This is a genomic window from Roseateles violae, assembly GCF_030410485.1.
Lineage (GTDB): Bacteria > Pseudomonadota > Gammaproteobacteria > Burkholderiales > Burkholderiaceae_C > Roseateles_D > Roseateles_D violae.
In genome coordinates this window covers 1,046,301-1,063,839 of sequence record NZ_JAUHHC010000001.1, presented here as the reverse complement: position 1 = coordinate 1,063,839, position 17,539 = coordinate 1,046,301, and the positions used below count along the sequence as shown (strand labels likewise).

Genomic DNA, 17,539 nt, shown 5'->3' with positions numbered 1-17,539 from the left:
AAGATGGGGCGTTTGGCACGCTTGCTGAAGCACCGCCTCTGGGACGAGGCCGATGCGCGCCGCGCACTGCCGGCCGATGCACTGCAGCGGCTGCAGCAGCGCGTCGCCGACAGCGAGGCGCATCACAGCGGCGAGATCCGCGTCTGCGTGGAGGCCAGCCTGCCGCTGAGCTATCTATGGCGCGGCGCCTCGGCGCGCGAGCGGGCGCTGGCCATCTTCGGCAAGCTACGCGTCTGGGACACCGAGCAGAATAACGGCGTGCTGATCTATCTGCTGCTGGCCGAGCACGCGATCGAGATCGTTGCCGACCGCGGCCTCGACCGGCGCATCGCCGCCGGCGACTGGCAGGCGCTGGTCGCGCGGCTCGGCGAGGCGCTGCGCGCCGGTCGCTTCGAGCAGGGTCTGGCCGAGGCGATCGACGCGATCGACGCGCCGCTGCGCGCGCATTTCCCGCTGGAGAGCGGCGCAACCAATCCGGACGAACTGCCCGACGCGGTCGTGCTGCTTTGAGGCCTCAGAGCAGGGTCAGGATTTGCATGCCGGCCCAGCTCTCGCCGGGCTGCAGCTCGATCGGGCGCATGATGGTCGCGGCCTCGACGCAGAGCATCTGCCGGAAGCCGTCCGCCGGCATATCGGCCAGCGCCGCGCATTTGTCGGCGCCCGGATTCCACACCACCGCGTCCTCGAAGCCCTGCTGGCGGATCAGCAGGCGGCGCTCGCTGCCATCCGGCAGTTGCTCGTGCAGGGTCAGCTCGCGCTCCAGCACCTGCTCGTAGATGCGGTCCAGCTCGCCGCTGGGCAGCAGCAGCTCGACGCGCTGCGTCTTCTCGCTCCGGTCCACCGAGTCGAAATAGCGCAGGCCCGACAGGCCGGCGAGGCTGGCCGCATCGAGATCGCCCAGGCGCAGATAGCTGTGCAGCGCAGTGGCGAAGCTGAACGCCGCCTCGCCGCGGTTCTCGCAGGCCAGCTCGATCTCCAGCGTGCGGCCGGCGACGCGCACGCTCAGCTCGGCCTCGAAGGCATGCGGCCACAGCATCCGCGTCGCGGCGTCGTCCCTCAGGCGCAGCACGGCCAGCGCATCGTCCTCGCCCTGCTCGGCCGACACCAGCTGCCAGGGCTTGGTGCGCGCGAAGCCATGCTTCTGCAGCGGCCCACGCTCGGCGAACTGCGGGAACACGACCGGCACGCCACCGCGCACCGCCTGGCCCGAGGCATAGGCGGTCTTGGGCGAGACATAGAGCTGCTCGTCGGCGCCGGCCGGGATCCAGGACAGCACATGGGCGCCGTGCAGCAGCACGGTGGCGCGCGCGCCATCGGGGGCGACGAGCTCGACGGCTTCCATTCCTTGGTGGCGGGTGATGGCGATCGCTTGGGGCATGGTCGGGAGTCTATAAACAAAAACGCCCGCGGACTCGGTCGGCGGGCGTTCGGCTCGATGCGGCGACGAGGGCCGCCGGCATCCAGCGCGGGATTACTTCTTGCGGAACTTGCGCAGCGCGGCGATCTGGGCGGCCATGGCGGCGAACTCGCCCTGGGCGGCGGCGAAGTCGATATCGCTCTTGGCGTTCTTCATCGCTTCCTCGGCCTGCTTCTTGGCCTCGGTCGCCTTCGCCTCGTCCAGGTCCTTGCCGCGGATGGCGGTGTCGGCCAGCACGGTCACCGTGCCCGGCTGCACCTCGAGGATGCCGCCGGCCACGAAGACGAACTCCTCGCCGCCATCGGCCAGCTCGATGCGCACGGCGCCGGGCTTGATGCGGGTGATCAGCGGCGTGTGCTGGGGCAGGATGCCCAGCTCACCGCTCTCGCCCGGCAGCGCGACGAACTTGGCTTCGCCGGAGAAGATCTGCTCCTCGGCGGACACCACGTCAACATGAAGGCTTGCCATGTTCAATCTTTCCTAGCTGTCAGAAGAGTCGGTCTGCTGTCGCAGCGGGGCTCACGCCCCGCCCGGACATCAGGCCGCCAGCTTCTTCGCCTTTTCGAACGCTTCGTCGATCGTGCCGACCATGTAGAAGGCCTGCTCCGGCAGCGCATCGCACTCGCCGGCCACGATCATCTTGAAGCCGCGGATCGTTTCCTTCAGCGGCACGTACTTGCCCGGCGAGCCGGTGAAGACCTCGGCCACGTGGAAGGGCTGCGACAGGAAACGCTGGATCTTGCGGGCGCGGGCCACGGCCAGCTTGTCTTCCGGCGACAGCTCGTCCATGCCCAGGATTGCGATGATGTCGCGCAGTTCCTTGTAGCGCTGCAGCACGGCCTGCACGGCGCGGGTCGTGTTGTAGTGCTCTTCGCCGACCACGTTCGGGTCGATCTGGCGCGAGGTCGAGTCGAGCGGATCGACGGCCGGGTAGATACCCAGCGAGGCGATGTCACGCGACAGCACGACGGTAGCGTCCAGGTGGGCGAAGGTCGTGGCCGGCGACGGGTCGGTCAGGTCATCCGCCGGCACGTAGACGGCCTGGATCGAGGTGATCGAGCCGACCTTGGTCGAGGTGATGCGCTCCTGCAGACGGCCCATTTCCTCGGCCAGCGTCGGCTGGTAGCCCACGGCGGAAGGCATACGGCCCAGCAGCGCCGACACTTCGGTACCGGCCAGCGTGTAGCGGTAGATGTTGTCGACGAAGAACAGCACGTCACGGCCTTCGTCACGGAACGACTCGGCGATCGTCAGGCCGGTCAGCGCGACGCGCAGACGGTTGCCCGGCGGCTCGTTCATCTGGCCGTAGACCATCGCGACCTTGGAGTCTTCGAGCTTGTCCTGCACGACGACGTTGGAGTCCGACATCTCGTGATAGAAGTCGTTGCCCTCGCGGGTACGCTCGCCGACGCCAGCGAACACCGACAGACCCGAGTGGGCCTTGGCGATGTTGTTGATCAGCTCCATCATGTTGACGGTCTTGCCGACGCCGGCGCCACCGAACAGACCCACTTTGCCGCCCTTGGCGAACGGGCAGATCAGGTCGATCACCTTGATGCCGGTTTCCAGCAGATCCTGCGACGGCGACAGCTCGTCGTAGGCCGGGGCCGCGCGGTGGATCGAGGCGGTCAGCTCATGCGAGACCGGGCCGCGCTCGTCGATCGGGTTGCCCAGCACGTCCATGATGCGGCCGAGCGTTGCCTTGCCGACCGGCACCTTGATGTTGTCGCCGGTGTTGTAGACCTCGGTGCCGCGGCGCAGGCCGTCCGACGAACCCAGGGCAATCGTACGCACGACGCCGTCGCCCAGCTGCTGCTGGACTTCCAGCGTCAGTGCCGAGCCTTGCATCTTCAGCGCGTCATAGATCTTGGGCATCTGGTTGCGCGGGAATTCCACGTCCACGACGGCGCCAATGCACTGAACGATCTTGCCAACCGCGTTGGTTTGAGTGTTCGACATATCAGTTCCTATCAATCAGTATTCGTAGCAATCGGTTGGGCGGGTGGCGGGGATCAACCCACCGCGGCCGCGCCACTGACGATCTCGGACAGTTCCTTGGTGATCGCGGCCTGGCGGGTCTTGTTGTAGACCAGCTTCAGCTCACCGATCAGGGTGCCCGCGTTGTCGGTTGCGGCCTTCATCGCCACCATGCGTGCCGATTGCTCGGACGCCATGTTCTCGGCCACGGCCTGGTAAACCAGCGCCTCGGTGTAGCGCAGCAGCAGGTCGTCGATCACCGTGGCGGCATCGGGCTCGTAGATGTAGTCCCACGAGTGCGAGCCACCGGCCGTCTTCATGCTCTCGGCGGCCAGCGGCAGCAGCTGCAGCACGACCGGCTCCTGCTTCATGGTGTTGATGAAGCGGGTGTAGCAGAGGTAGACGGCGGACAGCTTGCCTTCGGCATACTGGTCCAGCAGCACCTTGACCGGGCCGATGATCTTGTCCAGGTGCGGCTGGTCGCCCAGCTGCACCGCATGCGCGACGACCTTGGCACCGATGCGGTTCATGAAGCCCAGGCCCTTGTTGCCGATGGCAACGACCTCGGCCTGCTGGCCGGCGGCTTCCATGTCCTTCAGCTTGCTCGTCGTGGCGCGCAGCAGATTGGTGTTCAGACCACCGCACAGACCCTTGTCCGTCGTCACCACCACATAGCCCGCGGTCTTCGCCTGCTCGTTCTTGACGAGGAAGGGATGCTGGTACTCGGGGTTGGCCTGCGACAGATTGGCCGCGATATTGCCGATCTTCTCGGCGTAGGGACGGGCCGCGCGCATCCGATCCTGCGCCTTGCGCATTTTCGAAGCGGCGACCATTTCCATGGCCTTGGTGATCTTCTTGGTGTTCTCGACCGACTTGATCTTGCCGCGAATTTCCTTGCTTGATGCCATGATTTCTCCTGTTAGGGCCGGGCCGCTTGAATTGCTTCAGTCAGCCCGGTCATGGTCATTAAGCGAAGGACTTCTTGAACGCGGTGATGGCGGCGTTCAGTTCGGCCTCGGACTTGCCTTCCTTGTCGAAAGCCTGGTCGGCTTCCAGCTTGGTCAGCAGTGCGGCGTGGCTGGTCTTCAGGTACTGATGCAGACCATGCTCGAAGGCCAGGACCTTCTTGGTGTCGATGCTGTCCATGAAGCCCTTGTTCACCGCATACAAGGTCGCGGCCATCAGGCTGATCGACTGCGGCGAGTACTGGGCCTGCTTCAGCAGCTCGGTCACGCGGGCACCGCGGTCCAGCTGCTTGCGGGTCGACTCGTCCAGGTCCGACGCGAACTGCGCGAACGCGGCCAGCTCACGGTACTGCGCCAGGTCGGTACGGATACCGCCGGACAGGCCCTTGATCAGCTTGGTCTGGGCAGCGCCACCGACGCGCGACACCGAGATACCGGCGTTGATCGCGGGACGGATGCCGGCGTTGAACAGGCTGGTTTCCAGGAAGATCTGACCGTCGGTGATCGAGATCACGTTGGTCGGAACGAAGGCGGACACGTCACCCGCTTGGGTTTCGATGATGGGGAGCGCGGTCAGCGAACCGGTCTTGCCCTTGACCTCACCCTTGGTGAAGGCCTCGACGTAGTCGGCGTTGACGCGAGCGGCACGCTCCAGCAGACGGCTGTGCAGATAGAACACGTCGCCCGGGTAGGCTTCGCGGCCCGGCGGGCGGCGCAGCAGCAGCGAGACCTGGCGGTAGGCGACGGCCTGCTTGGACAGATCGTCATAGACGATCAGCGCGTCTTGGCCGCGGTCGCGGAAGTACTCGCCCATCGTGCAGCCGGAGTAGGCCGACACATACTGCATCGCGGCCGATTCGGAGGCCGAGGCGGCCACGACGATGGTGTACTCCATCGCGCCGGCCTGCTCCAGAGAGCGCACCACGTTCTTGATCGACGAAGCCTTCTGGCCGATCGCGACGTAGACGCAGGTCATGTTCTGACCCTTCTGGTTGATGATGGCGTCGATGGCCACGGCGGTCTTGCCGGTCTGGCGGTCGCCGATGATCAGCTCGCGCTGGCCACGGCCGACGGGAACCATCGAGTCGATCGACTTCAGGCCGGTCTGCACCGGCTGGTCCACCGACTTGCGCGCGATCACGCCCGGGGCGACCTTCTCGATCACGTCCGTCATCTTGGCGTTGATCGGGCCCTTGCCGTCGATCGGCTGGCCCAGCGCGTTGACGACACGGCCGATCAGCTCGGGGCCGACCGGCACTTCCAGGATGCGGCCCGTGCACTTGACGGTGTCGCCTTCCGAGATGTGCTCGTAGGCACCCAGAATCACGGCGCCGACGGAGTCGCGCTCGAGGTTCAGGGCCAGGCCGAAAGCCGGCTGGCCATCGGCGCCGGCCGGGAACTCCAGCATTTCGCCTTGCATCACGTCTGAGAGGCCGTGGATGCGGCAGATGCCGTCGGACACCGACACGACGGTGCCCTGGTTGCGAACGTCCGTCGAGGCGCCGAGGCCCTCGATGCGGCTCTTGATCAGTTCAGAAATTTCTGCAGGATTCAGTTGCATTGCTTGCTCCCATCGTGTGGCTGTCGGGGTCTGGCAGACACAGGGGTGATTCGGTCGGTGTCGTTACACGGCCCGATCCTTGGCGGATCAGGCCGTCAGCGCCACTTTCATGCGTTCCAGGCGGGCCTTGACGGAGGTGTCCAGCACCTCATCGCCAACCACCACGCGAATGCCGCCAATCAGCGAGGGTTCCAGCGACACATGGGCTTCGAGCTTGCGACCGAAGCGCTTCTCCAGCGCGCCGACGACCTCGGCCAGTTGGCCGTCGGCGATCGGGTAGGCGCTGAAGATCTGCGCATCGGCCACGCCTTCGGCGGCATTGGCCAGAGCATGGAATTGCTCGACCATTGCCGGCAAAGCCGCGAGCTTGCCGTTGGCGATCACCTCGCGCAGGAAGTTCTGCACGCCCTCGGCCAGCGGCTGCTTGACAGCGGCGGCGGTGACGTCGAACACCTGCTCGGCGGTGGCCTTCGGGTTGTCGGCGAACTGGCGCAGCTCGGCGTTGCCGGCCACCAGGGCCAGCGCCTCGAGCTGCGTGCTCCAGGCCTTCACGTCATGCGCCTTGGCGACCTGGTACAGCGCTTCGGCATAGGGACGGGCAATGGTTGCGAGCTCAGCCATGCTTACAGCTCCGTCTTCAGGCGGCCCAGCAGCTCGGCGTGCACCGAGGCGTTGACCTCGCGCTGCAGAATCTGCTCGGCACCCTTGACGGCCAGCGCGGCGACCTGCTCGCGCAGGGCCTCGCGGGCGCGCACGACCTGCTGCTCGGCCTCGGCCTTGGCAGCGGCGACGATCTTGGCGCCTTCGTCTTCGGCACGCTTCTTGGCTTCTTCCACGATCGCCACGGCGCGCTTTTCGGCGTCGCCCAGCAGGCGGGTGGTCTCGCCGCGCGTCTGCGCCAGCTGCTCGTCGACCTTCTTGTTGGCGTTCGCCAACTCGGCCTTGGCCTTGTCGGCGGCCGCCAGGCCGTCGGCGATCTTCTGCGCCCGCTCGTCCAGCGCCTTCGTGATGGGGGGCCACACGAAACGCATGGTGAACCACACCAGGACCGCGAAGACGATCGCCTGGAGGAATAGGGTTGCGTTGATATTCACGGCACGATCCCTTTCAAGTCGTGAAAGGTACGGTGGGAATTAGTGCGCAACGTTGGCCAGCAGCGTGGCGGCGAACGGGTTGGCGAAGGCGAACAGCAGGGCGATAGCCACGCCGATCAGGAAGGCGGCGTCGATCAGGCCGGCCAGAATGAACATCTTGGTTTGCAGTTCGTTCATCAGCTCGGGCTGGCGAGCCGAGGACTCCAGGAACTTGCCGCCCATCAGCGCGATGCCGATGGAAGCGCCGATAGCGCCCAGACCAACGATGATGCCGCAAGCCAGTGCAACGAGGCCGAGGATGTTTTCCATTTGAAGCTCCTAGAGAGAAAAAGAAAGAGAGAAAGAAATAAACGAGGGAAAGATCAGTGGGCGTCGTGCGCCTGACCGATGTAGATCAGCGTCAGCATCATGAAGATGAAGGCTTGCAGCGTGATCACCAGAATGTGGAACAGCGTCCACACCGTGCCGGCAACGATATGGCCGACGGCCAGACCGATACCCGCAGCCGAGAGCGTGAACGCGCCGCCCATCAGCGCGATCAGCATGAACACCAGCTCGCCGGCAAACATATTGCCGAACAGACGCATGCCGTGCGAGACCGTCTTGGCGACGAACTCGATCAGCTGCATCAGGAAGTTGAACGGCCACAGCGCGGGGTGCGCGCCGAACGGTGCCGAGATCAGCTCATGGCCCCAGCCGCCCAGGCCCTTGATCTTGATGCTGTAGAAGAAGCACATCAGCAGCACGCTGGTCGACAGGCCCAGGGTCGTCGACAGGTCGGCGGTCGGCACGACGCGCATATAGGCGTGGTGCGGGTCATGGCCGGTGGCGGCGTTGTAGTCGCCCCAGAGCTTCGGGATCAGGTCGACCGGCAGCATGTCCATGCCGTTCATCAGGAAGATCCAGACGAACACGGTCAGCGCCAGCGGAGACACCAGCTTGCGGCTGCTGGCGTTGTGGATCACGCCCTTGGCCTGGTTCTCGACCATCTCGGACAGGATCTCGACCGCGGCCTGGAAGCGGCCCGGCACGCCCGAGGTCGCCTTGCGCGCGGCGCGCCACAGGAAGAAGCAGCCGATCGCGCCGAGCAGGATCGAATAGACCAGCGAGTCGAAATTGAACAGGCCGAAGTCGACGATGCTCGTCTGCTTGACGTTCTCGAACGCGAAGTTCTTCTGGAAATGTTGCAGGTGGTGGGTGATGTACTCACCTGCGGTGGGCGCGTGTTCTGCGGCTGCCATCTTCAGTGTCCGTCTCGCTTCTTACGGCCCCGCCAGAGCAGGGCCAACCAATTGACTTTCAAGCACCCGATCAGCGCCACCAGCAGGGCCGGCCAGCTCAGATCGGGCATCCACTTCGCGGCCGCCGCCAAGATGGCAACGGCCAACATGATCTTGATCAGTTCCCAGAACATGAAGCCCAGCACCGCGGCGCTGGGAGCCGTTCCGAGAACCCGGGCCATGCCCCATGCCATCAAGGCATTCGGCATCACCACCGCGGCCGCGCCACAAAGGGCCGACCCCGCTTTGCCGCCCGATCCGGTGGCCAGCCACCAGACCAGAGCGATCACTCCACCGACCACCGCCTGCAGCGCAACCAGGCGCCAGGGCGACAGCAACTCACCTTGCCGGACCCGCAAGGCCTGCGCTTCTTCTCGCGTCAGGACCTTGAAGGGCGGCTCGGCGACCTCATCCTCCCAATCCAGACCCGCCCCGGCCGGCCGCTGGGCTTTGATCGGCCCGTCGCTGGCGGAATGGGTCATGGCAATCGGGATGGCAGTCGGCAAAACCCAAAGATTATATGTGGAAACCCGCGGTTTCCCGCCAGGGCTGTTGATGTAGCCTTCTGGTCCCCCGGCGCGCGGCGCCCTTGTCGGGCGCGCCAAGTTCTGGCAGGCGCTTTACAGACGGGCAATATTCGCCGGCAATCCGGCCACCTCGACGCGCAGCCGCAGCAGACAGCCGGCCCAGGCTTGGGCCGCCAGTTCCGCGGCCGGGCGCTTCTCGCGGGCCGTCGTCAGGTACACCGTGCGCAGATCGGGGCCGCCAAAGGCCGGCATCGTCGGGCAGCGCACCGGCAGGCGGATCTCGCGCAGCAGTTCCCCGTCGGGCGACAGGCGCAACAGGCGCTGTCCCTCGTACATCGCGACCCAGTAGCAGCCCTCGACGTCGACCGCGGCACCATCGGGCCGGCCGCCGTACTCGTCGAGCGACTGCTCGGCCGCGCGCGGCGCGAACTTGGCGAACAGCTGGCGCTCGCCGATCGCCCCGGCGGCCGGATCGAAGTCCAGGCGGTAGATCTCATGCGCCTTGGTGTCCGACCAGTAGAGCCGGCCTTGGTCCGGGCTCCAGGCCAGGCCGTTCGAGGTGACGATGCCGCCCGCCATCGCCGCGAAGCCGCCATCGGCCCAGCGGTACAGCGTCGCCTGCGGCAGCCGCGCATCGTCGATCGTGCCGATCCACAGCCGCCCCGCTCCATCGGGCTTGCCGTCGTTGAAGCGCTGCTTCGCGCTGTCGAATGGCGCCGCGGCGACTTGCGTGTGGGCGCCCGTGGCCGGATCGAGCCGCCACAGGCCATTGCGCTGCGCGACCGCCAGCGCGCCATCGGCCAAGAGCGCGATGCAGCCGGGCTCGGCGTCGAGCTGCCAATGGCGCAGCGCACCGTCGGCCGGGTCGAAGCGCAAGACCCGGCGCTCGGCAATGTCGACGTAGTAAAGGCATTGCTCGGCCGCGCTCCACAGCGGCGATTCGCCTAGGGTGGCGGGGGCGGGATGGGCCGCTTCGACCCGGTAGAGCTGGTTGTCGCTGATCGTCATGCCGGCGATGCTAAGCCCGTAATCGCCGGTAACTCAAATTCGGCCGCCGCTCGCGCTTGCAAGCGCGAGGCTCAGAGATCGGTCTTCAGATAATGGGCACCCGGGATCGGGTTGAAGTAGTAGGGCGGCACCGACTCAAAGCCCAGGCTCTCGTAGAGACCGCGCGCGGCTTCCATATCGTCCAGCGTGTCCAGCAGCATCGCCGAATAGCCGGCCTCGGTGGCGCGGTCGATCAAGGCCTGCGCCAGCAGGCGGCCGAGGCCGAAGCGGCGAAAGGCCGGACGCACGAACAGCCGCTTCATCTCGCAGGCGTTCGGATAGTCGACATCGGGCAGATTGCGAAAGCCGCCGCAGCCGGCCACCTGGCCATCGACCAGGGCGAGCAGCAGGATGCCCGAGGGCGGCGCATAGTCGCCCGGCAGGCCGGCCAGTTCGGCCTCGAAGTTCTGGAAGCACAGATCGATGGCCAGGCTGGCGCTGTAGTCGCGCAGGATCGCGCGTGCCGCCTCCCAATCCTCGGCGGTGTCGGGGACGATCAGGCGTATCTCGGGGCTGTCCATCGGGCCGCAGTTTACTGATTGGGTGCGCGCTTCAGGGCGTCTCCAGGCTCACCAGCAGATAGACCGCCGCCGCGCAGGCGCCCAGCAGGGTCAGCGCGAACAGCCGCGTCGCCAGCGAATCGCGCGCCGCCGGCACCTGGACCGACAAATGCTTGTCGCCGCTGAACATGGCGCCCAGCAGATTGCGGCCCCTGCCCAGCCGGTAATAGAGGATGGCCAGCACATGCAGGCTCACCAGCGCGTACAGCCCCCATTGGCCCCAGCTCTTGTGATACGAGGTCCAGGCCAGGCTGACCTCGCCGCTGACGAAGCGGATCAGCGGGCCCGTGGTCGCGATCTCGTCGTCGGCGATCAGACCCGACCCCACCTGCAAGAGGATCCAGACCAGCATGGCCAGCACCGAGACCGCGCCCAGCGGGCTGTGGCCGACCTCGAAATGATCGTCGGGCCGCGGCCGGCCGCGCAGATAGCGGATCAGCGCCGCCGGGCCGTACAGAAAGGCCGAGAAGCGCGACCAGTGGCCGCCGAACAGGCCCCAGAGGATGCGGAAGCCCAGCAGCGCCAGCACCGCATAGCCCAGGCGCATATGCCAGACCATCGCATTGCCGCCGAGCTTGGCGCTGGCGACCGAGCCGATCACGCACAGCACCAGCGCCCAGTGGAACAGCCGCGTCGGCAGATCCCAGATCCTGACCTTCTGAAGCAAGCCCTCAGCCATGCACAAATCCTTCCGATGGGCGCCAACGATAACGCAGCAGCCAAATCTGCGCAGCTTCACTACACTCGGTCGCGCGGCCGGACCGGCTGTCGGCCGCCACTCAAAAACCATCGAAGGATGCCAGCATGATGATGAAGCAAACCCTGTTCGCCCTGGCCTGCGCGGCCGGGATCTGTGCACCGGCTCACGCGCAGTTCCAGAAGCCCGAAGACGCGATCAAGTACCGCCAGGCCGCGTTCACGCTGATGGGCAATCATTTCGGCCGCATCGCCGCGATGGCCCAGGGCAAGGCGCCCTTCGACGCCAAGGCCGCCGCCGCCAATGCCGAGATCGTGCTGCTGGTTTCCAAGCTGCCCTACAGCGCCTTCGGCGAGGGCACGGACCTGGGCAACACCAAGGCCAAGCCCGAGATCTGGAAGGAAGCCCCGAAGTTCCGCGAGGCGGCGGAGAAGATGCAGGCCGAGGTCGTCAAGCTCGATGCCGCCGCCAAGAGCGGCAGCTTGGACCAGATCAAGGTCGCCGTCGGCGAGGTGGGCAAGAGCTGCAAGGCCTGCCACGACAACTACCGGGAGAAGTGAACCCCTCGCCTGTGCCCTCGTGCTGAACGCCGAGGGCGCAGTCGGTCCCCCGAGGAGACGGCGATGCTTGCCGGATCGACCGGCAAGCGCATCGCCAGGCGGGCCGGCTTGGGAGCGGCCCGGCGCTCGGCCCGAAGAATTCAAGGTCCGCCGTTCAGGCCCCAGCGGACAAAACCCTCTCGCTCGCCCAGTCGCTCAAGATAGCGTTCGAGCGCCGGCAACGCCGGCCGCTCGGGCAGCGGCGCGGCGCGCCAGCGGTGCACCGACAGACCCAGCACCACGTCGGCCAGCGTGAAGCGCTCCCCGGCCGCATAGGCGCCGGTTTCATCCAGCCGGCGCGCCAGGATCGCCGCATGGCGGTGCCAGCCGGCGACGCCGGCGGCCAGCAGGGCCGGGTCTTGATGGGCGGGGCTTTGCCGCACCAGGCTCATGAAGGCATAGCGCCAGCTGTTGTTGAACTCGCCGGCCTGCCAGTCCATCCACTGCTCGACCCGCGCCCGCTCGCGCGGCTCGCTCGGCAGCAGATCGCTGCGTCCCGCGCGGCCGGCCAGATAGCGGCAGATGCTGTTCGACTCCCACAGCACGAAGTCGCCATCGAGCAGCACCGGCACCATCGCGTTCGGGTTCAGCGCCCGGAAGGCCGGCGCGGCCAGATCGGGTTGTTCCTCGCGCTCGGGCGCCAGGCCCAGTTCGGCACAGGTCCACAAGACCTTGCGGACATTGATCGACGCCGACTTGCCGATCAGTTTCATGACGCGAAGCCCAGCACGACCCTGCGGGTCATCGCACTCTTCTTCTCAATCTTGGTGACCACGACCGAACCGATCTCGGCGGTATTCGACACATGCGTCCCGCCACAAGGCTGCAGATCGACGCCGTCGATCTTCAGCACACGCACCCGGCCCATGCCGCGCGGCGGTTGCACGCTCATGCTGCGCACCAGGCCCGGATTGGCGTCGAGTTCCTCCTCGCTGATCCAGCTGTGGCCGACCGGATGCGCCTCGGCGACCAGGCGCGCGAGGCCGGCGCTGAGCTGCTCCTTGTCCAGCGCCTCGCTCATATGGAAGTCCAGCCGCGCATAGCCGGCCGTGATCGAGCAGCCGTCGACCGGATGCGGCACCAGCGCGCACAGCAGATGCGTGGCCGTGTGGAAGCGCATATGGGCAAAGCGGCGCGACCAGTCGATGCGCGCGCGCACGATGGCGCCGGTCTGCAGAGCGCTCAGGTCCTGGCCGCCGGCGGGCAGGTGCAGGATCTCGCCGCCCTCGCCCTTCCTGGTATCGGCGATGACGATCAGCCGGCCGTCCGCCAGCTCCAGCACGCCGGCATCGCCGGCCTGGCCGCCGCCCTGCGGATAGAAGACCGTGCGATCGAGCAGCAGGCCGCGCTCGTCAGCGCGCAGCAGCTGCGCCCTGCATTCGCGCAGCTGCGCATCCTCGCGGAACAGGTCCAGGGTGGCCGTCATGCCAGCAGCTCCAGCCGCAGCTCGCCGCCTGGCGTCGCCAGCCGGGCCGACAGGCCGTCGCGCGCCTCGAAGCTGAGCAATTGCACGCCGCAGGCCGGCAGCGTGTCGCTCGGATGCGCGGCGCCCCATTCGATCAGCAGCGGCAGGCCCTCGCGGCGCAGGCGCCGGCCATCGGGCCGCAGCGCGATGCGCCAGCTCAAGCTCCCGCGCGAGGCCGCGACCGGCTCGCCGCCGTCTATGCCCTCGCCCTGCCATTGCGCCAGGCTCGCGTCAAGGCTGGCGACGCGCGAGACCCAGTGGATCAGGCCCGGCCCGCGCTCGCGCAGCGCCGCCTGCAGCGCCGGCTGATCCAGATCGAACCAGCGCGCGCGGCCCTGCGGCCCGGGCGCCTCCGGATCGATCGCGATGATCTCCAGATAGGTGCGCGGATAGGCCGGTGCGCTGATGTTCAGCAGCCGGTTGTGCGTGCCCATCAGCGCATGCCGGCCGCCTGGCGCGGGCGTGACGCCCAGCACCCGTTCGCACCAGGCAATGCCTTCATCGAGCGTGGCGGCACCGACGACCAGATGATCGAGCTCCATCACCATCAGAGCCTCAACTGGCCATGGACCAGCGGCTGCACGTCGCCGCCTATCCAGCAATGCCCGCCCTCGCGCAGCACATGCACCTTGCCGGCCCGGCCCAGCGCGGCACCCTGGCCGGCGATGTAGCGATCGGGCGCAAGACCCGCCCCCTGCAGCCACAAGGCCAGACCGGCGTTCAGGCTGCCGGTCACCGGATCCTCGGGCACGCCCAGGTCGGGCACGAAGGCGCGCACCTCGAACTGCTCGGGGGCGCCGGCCGGATAGGCGCCGACGACGCCCAGCTTCAGCCCCTTCATCGCGACGAAATCGGGCTGCAGCGCCAGCACCGTCGCCGCGTCGCGCAAGCGCGCGGCCATCCAGCCCGGGCCGTTGTCGACCCAGACCAGGTCCAGCAGCTCGTCCTCGGCCAGGCGCAGCGAGCGCGCCGCCTGCGCGCGCAGCGCCGCGTCCTCGACCGGGCCGCTCCTCTTCAGCGGCGGCGCGTCGAAGGCCAGGCGCGCGCCCTCGCGCCGGATCGTCACCAGGCCGATCGCGCATTGCTGGACCAGGCGGCCCGGCTTCTTCGCATCGCCACCGCTGGCGATGAAGGCATGGGCCGAGCCCAGGGTCGGATGGCCGGCAAAGGGCAGCTCGCCGCCCGGCGTGAAGATGCGCACGCGGTAGTCGGCCGTCGGATCGGTCGGCGGCAGCAGAAAGGTGGTCTCGCTGAGATTGGTCCAGCGCGCGAATGCGGCCATCTCGGCCTCGCTCAGGCCTTCGGCATCGACGACGACGGCCAGCGGATTGCCCTTCAGCGGCTGATCGGTGAACACATCGACTTGCAGGAAACGGCGCAGCTGACTCATCACGACCTCATGGAAGATTCGTTTGCAGAAAAGGCAGCGGCCGGGCAGTCTCTCTGCTGGATATCGCCCGCGCCGCCGCCCTCATCACGGGGTCGGCTCTTGCGGCGCGTTCAGCGCCTCGCGCAGCACGCGGCCGAGGATGGCGACGCCGTCGCGGATCAGTTCGGGCGTCAGCGTGACGAAGGACAGGCGCATCGTGCGCAGATCGGGCTGCTGCGCATAGAAGGCAGCGCCGGGCACGAAGGCGATGCCGGCATCGACGGCCTTCGGCAGCAGCGCCATCGCGTCGAAGCCCTCGGGCAGGCGGATCCAGAAGAACATGCCGCCGCGCGGGCTCTGCCACTCGCAGCCCTCGGGCAGATGCTGACGCAGCGCCTCGGCCATCGCGTCGCGATTGGCCTTGTAGAGCGCGCTGATCTTGGGCACATGCTGGTCGAGGAAGCCGCTCTTGACGACCTCGTGCACGACGCGCTGGTTGAAGCCCGGCGTGTGCAGATCGGCCGCCTGCTTGGCCTGCAGCAGCTTCGGGTACAGCTCGGTCGGCGCGATGATGTAGCCGAGGCGGAAGCCCGGCGTCAGCACCTTGGAGAAAGAGCCCAGGTAGATGCTGCCCTCGGGCCACAGCGAGCTCAGTGCCTGCGGCGGTGCCTCGTCGAACCACAGATCGCCGTAAGGGTTGTCCTCGACGATGGGCACGCCGGCGGCCCGGGCCGCGGCCATCACGGCCTGGCGGCGCTCGAGGCTCATCACGCGGCCGGTCGGGTTCTGGTAGTTCGGCAGCAGGTACATGAAACGCGTGCCCGGCGCATCGTGCGGCAGCTTGCCGATCGCCTCGGGCAGCGGGCCCTGATCGTCGCTAGCGAGACTGGTGAAGATCGGCTCATAGGGCGTGAAGGCCTGCAGCGCGCCGAGATAGGTCGGCGTCTCGACGGCCACCGGCGCGCCGGCGTCGCACAGCACCTTGCCGACCAGATCCAGGCCCTGCTGCGAGCCGGTGGTGATCAGCACCTGATCGGGCGAGACGTTCAGGCCCAGCGCCTTGACGCGCTCGGCCACCCATTGGCGCAGCGGCGCGAAACCCTCGCTGGCCGCGTACTGCAGCGCCTCCTTGGCGTTCTGGCTCAACACCTTGTCGCAGGCCGCCTTCAAGGCCTCGACCGGGAAGGTGTCGGCCGAGGGCAGGCCGCCGGCCATCGACAGCACGCCGGGCTTTTCGGTGACCTTGAGGATCTCGCGGATGATCGAGGGGTTCATGCGCGCGGCGCGGCGGGCTTGGGTCCAGGGTGAGCTCATACGGTTCTCGTTCACTTCGTGGCGGGTATCAAAAATCAGTCGTTCTTCAGCATCCAGTCGACGGCGGCCCGCGCATGCAGGGCCGTGCCGTCGAACAGCGGCAGCGCGCTGCCCTCATCGGCGGGGTCCAGCAGCAGGCAGATCTCGGTGCAGCCGAGGATCACCGCCTGCGCCCCGCAAGACGCCAAGTCTCGCACCGTCCGGCGGTAGAAGTCGCGCGAGGCCGCGAGGATGCGGCCGCGGCACAGCTCCTCGTAGATGATGCGGTGCACCTCCGCGCGCGCCGGCGGCTCCGGCGTCAGCAGCTCGATGCCATGGCGCTCGGCCATGCGGCGGCGGTAGAAGTCCTGCTCCATCGTGTAGCGGGTGGCCAGCAGGCCGGCACGCGTGACGCCGGCCGCTTTCAGGGCCGCCGCGGTCGCATCGACGATATGGATCAGCGGCAGGCCGGCGATGGCCTCGACCTCGTCGGCCACCTTGTGCATGGTGTTGGTCGCGATCAGCAGCCCCTCGGCGCCGGCGGCGCGCAGGCCGCGGCCGGCCTCGCCGAGCAGGCGCGCGGCCTCGGCCCAGTCGCCGGCGCGCTGCAGCGGCTCGATCGCGCCGAAGTCGACGCTGCGGATCAGCAGGTCGGCGCTGTGCAGGCCGCCCAGGCGCGCGGCGACCTCGCGGTTCAGCAACCGGTACAGATGGGCGGTCGATTCCCAGCTCATGCCGCCGAGGATGCCGAGTCTTTTCATGGCTGCGTCTCCACCGGCATCTTCTTGCCCACCCAGACGACCGCGATGACGGCACAAGCGAACAGCAGGGTGGTCGGGTCGAGCCGCTCGCCCAGCAGGGGCACGGCCAGCAGCATCGAGGCGAAGGGCTGCAGCACCTGCACCTGGCTGACCCGCACGGTGCCGCCGATGGCCAGCGCGCGGTACCAGGCAAAGAAGCCGATCCACATCGAGAACAGCGAGACATAGGCGAAGCCGGCCCAGGCACTGAAAGCGACCGGCCGCGCGGGCCAGTTGAGCGCGGCGATCGGCAGGGTCAGCGGCAGGCTCAGCACCAGCACCCAGCAGATCACCTGCTCGGCCGTCAGCTGCTTGCTGATGCCGGCGCCCGAGACATAGCCGGCCGAGGCGCTCAGCACCGCCAGCAGCAGCAGGGCATCGGCCCACTGGAAGCCGGCCGCGCCGCGCCACCATGCAAAACTCAGCACCAGGGTCAGGCCCAGCAGCGCGCAAAGCCAGAAGCCCAGCGAGGGCCGCTGGCGCAGCACCAGCGCGGCGATCACCGCCGTGGCCAGCGGCAGCACGCCGGAGATCACCGAGGCATGGATCGCATCGACATGGCGCACCGCCCAGCCCAGGAACAGCGGCCAGCCGAACACGACGCCGGCGGCGGTCAGCGCCAGCACGCGCAGCTCGGCGCGCGTCGGCCGGCGCGCGCCGGTCGCCCACAGATAGACGATGGACAGCAGGCCGGCCAGCGCCGCCCGGCCCATGGCGACAAAGACCGGATCCAGCTGCGGCGCCTCGGCGCTGCCGCCGGCCAGCCGCGTCATCGGGATGCTCAGCGCGAAGATGAACACGCCGACGGCACCCAGCAGCAGGCCGCGACCGGCATCGGTGGCCGGGCTCGTGGGGCCGGTCGGGCGGGTGGCAAGGCTGGGCATCGGC

Annotated in this window: 22 protein-coding genes; 2 read left to right on the top strand and 20 right to left on the bottom strand. The window is 67.7% G+C overall.

Annotation, left to right across the window (positions count from 1 at the left end):
• Nucleotides 1–3: 3 nt before the first annotated feature.
• Nucleotides 4–510 carry a TPM domain-containing protein gene (locus QWJ38_RS04905; RefSeq protein ID WP_290358062.1) on the top strand — a complete coding sequence of 169 codons (507 nt, stop codon included), beginning with the start codon at nt 4–6 and terminating at the stop codon, nt 508–510.
• 4 nt (nt 511–514) lie between these two features.
• Here the strand turns inward: QWJ38_RS04905 and QWJ38_RS04900 are convergent, their stop codons facing one another.
• From QWJ38_RS04900 to QWJ38_RS04840, 13 genes are all read right to left on the bottom strand, one after another.
• On the bottom strand, nt 515–1,378 hold the full coding sequence (locus tag QWJ38_RS04900; RefSeq protein ID WP_290357916.1) for a D-hexose-6-phosphate mutarotase: 864 nt from the start codon (nt 1,376–1,378) through the stop codon (nt 515–517).
• A 93-nt stretch (nt 1,379–1,471) separates the two neighbouring features.
• Entirely contained in the window at nt 1,472–1,885 is a 414-nt protein-coding gene (locus QWJ38_RS04895) for a F0F1 ATP synthase subunit epsilon (protein ID WP_290357915.1), read from the bottom strand.
• A gap of 69 nt (nt 1,886–1,954) precedes the next feature.
• A complete protein-coding gene (gene atpD, locus QWJ38_RS04890) occupies nt 1,955–3,376 on the bottom strand; it encodes a F0F1 ATP synthase subunit beta (protein ID WP_290357914.1) in 1,422 nt (473 codons plus the stop codon).
• A 53-nt stretch (nt 3,377–3,429) separates the two neighbouring features.
• Nucleotides 3,430–4,302, bottom strand: a complete 873-nt coding sequence (gene atpG, locus QWJ38_RS04885; protein ID WP_290357913.1) for a F0F1 ATP synthase subunit gamma — start codon at nt 4,300–4,302, stop codon at nt 3,430–3,432.
• A gap of 58 nt (nt 4,303–4,360) precedes the next feature.
• Nucleotides 4,361–5,920, bottom strand: a complete 1,560-nt coding sequence (gene atpA, locus QWJ38_RS04880) for a F0F1 ATP synthase subunit alpha (RefSeq protein WP_290357912.1) — start codon at nt 5,918–5,920, stop codon at nt 4,361–4,363.
• An 87-nt stretch (nt 5,921–6,007) separates the two neighbouring features.
• Entirely contained in the window at nt 6,008–6,541 is a 534-nt protein-coding gene (locus QWJ38_RS04875) for a F0F1 ATP synthase subunit delta (protein WP_290357911.1), read from the bottom strand.
• A 2-nt stretch (nt 6,542–6,543) separates the two neighbouring features.
• The gene (locus QWJ38_RS04870; protein WP_290357910.1) at nt 6,544–7,014 is read right to left on the bottom strand and encodes a F0F1 ATP synthase subunit B; all 471 of its coding nucleotides are present in this window, start codon (nt 7,012–7,014) and stop codon (nt 6,544–6,546) included.
• Nucleotides 7,015–7,053: 39 nt separating this feature from the next.
• The gene (gene atpE / locus QWJ38_RS04865; RefSeq protein WP_290357909.1) at nt 7,054–7,323 is read right to left on the bottom strand and encodes a F0F1 ATP synthase subunit C; all 270 of its coding nucleotides are present in this window, start codon (nt 7,321–7,323) and stop codon (nt 7,054–7,056) included.
• 53 nt (nt 7,324–7,376) lie between these two features.
• Nucleotides 7,377–8,255 (bottom strand): F0F1 ATP synthase subunit A, encoded by an 879-nt coding sequence (gene atpB / locus QWJ38_RS04860; RefSeq protein WP_290357908.1) that lies wholly within the window; start codon nt 8,253–8,255, stop codon nt 7,377–7,379.
• A 2-nt stretch (nt 8,256–8,257) separates the two neighbouring features.
• On the bottom strand, nt 8,258–8,776 hold the full coding sequence (locus QWJ38_RS04855; protein WP_290357907.1) for an ATP synthase subunit I: 519 nt from the start codon (nt 8,774–8,776) through the stop codon (nt 8,258–8,260).
• A gap of 138 nt (nt 8,777–8,914) precedes the next feature.
• Complete coding sequence (locus QWJ38_RS04850) at nt 8,915–9,829, bottom strand: SMP-30/gluconolactonase/LRE family protein (protein ID WP_290357906.1); 915 nt, start codon at nt 9,827–9,829, stop codon at nt 8,915–8,917.
• Between the two features lie 71 nt (nt 9,830–9,900).
• Entirely contained in the window at nt 9,901–10,389 is a 489-nt protein-coding gene (locus QWJ38_RS04845) for a GNAT family N-acetyltransferase (RefSeq protein ID WP_290357905.1), read from the bottom strand.
• Between the two features lie 31 nt (nt 10,390–10,420).
• Nucleotides 10,421–11,107, bottom strand: coding sequence for a cytochrome b/b6 domain-containing protein (locus QWJ38_RS04840; protein ID WP_290357904.1), 687 nt, complete (start codon nt 11,105–11,107; stop codon nt 10,421–10,423).
• Nucleotides 11,108–11,235: 128 nt separating this feature from the next.
• On the opposite strand from QWJ38_RS04840, the gene QWJ38_RS04835 reads away from it, so the two are divergent.
• Entirely contained in the window at nt 11,236–11,685 is a 450-nt protein-coding gene (locus tag QWJ38_RS04835; RefSeq protein ID WP_290358061.1) for a c-type cytochrome, read from the top strand.
• A 140-nt stretch (nt 11,686–11,825) separates the two neighbouring features.
• Here the strand turns inward: QWJ38_RS04835 and QWJ38_RS04830 are convergent, their stop codons facing one another.
• From QWJ38_RS04830 to QWJ38_RS04800, 7 genes are all read right to left on the bottom strand, one after another.
• The gene (locus tag QWJ38_RS04830; RefSeq protein ID WP_290357903.1) at nt 11,826–12,437 is read right to left on the bottom strand and encodes a glutathione S-transferase family protein; all 612 of its coding nucleotides are present in this window, start codon (nt 12,435–12,437) and stop codon (nt 11,826–11,828) included.
• Entirely contained in the window at nt 12,434–13,150 is a 717-nt protein-coding gene (locus QWJ38_RS04825; RefSeq protein ID WP_290357902.1) for an alanyl-tRNA editing protein, read from the bottom strand. Before QWJ38_RS04825 ends, QWJ38_RS04830 begins: the two co-directional genes overlap by 4 nt.
• A complete protein-coding gene (locus QWJ38_RS04820; protein ID WP_290357901.1) occupies nt 13,147–13,737 on the bottom strand; it encodes a VOC family protein in 591 nt (196 codons plus the stop codon). The genes QWJ38_RS04825 and QWJ38_RS04820 overlap by 4 nt, the downstream gene beginning before the upstream one ends.
• Nucleotides 13,737–14,579 carry a PhzF family phenazine biosynthesis protein gene (locus QWJ38_RS04815; RefSeq protein WP_290357900.1) on the bottom strand — a complete coding sequence of 281 codons (843 nt, stop codon included), beginning with the start codon at nt 14,577–14,579 and terminating at the stop codon, nt 13,737–13,739. Before QWJ38_RS04815 ends, QWJ38_RS04820 begins: the two co-directional genes overlap by 1 nt.
• A gap of 84 nt (nt 14,580–14,663) precedes the next feature.
• Nucleotides 14,664–15,872: an aminotransferase-like domain-containing protein gene (locus QWJ38_RS04810; RefSeq protein ID WP_290357899.1), complete on the bottom strand. Its 1,209-nt coding sequence runs from the start codon at nt 15,870–15,872 to the stop codon at nt 14,664–14,666.
• 35 nt (nt 15,873–15,907) lie between these two features.
• Nucleotides 15,908–16,612, bottom strand: a complete 705-nt coding sequence (locus QWJ38_RS04805; protein ID WP_290357898.1) for an aspartate/glutamate racemase family protein — start codon at nt 16,610–16,612, stop codon at nt 15,908–15,910.
• Complete coding sequence (locus QWJ38_RS04800) at nt 16,609–17,535, bottom strand: DMT family transporter (RefSeq protein ID WP_290357897.1); 927 nt, start codon at nt 17,533–17,535, stop codon at nt 16,609–16,611. Before QWJ38_RS04800 ends, QWJ38_RS04805 begins: the two co-directional genes overlap by 4 nt.
• Nucleotides 17,536–17,539: the final 4 nt, after the last annotated feature.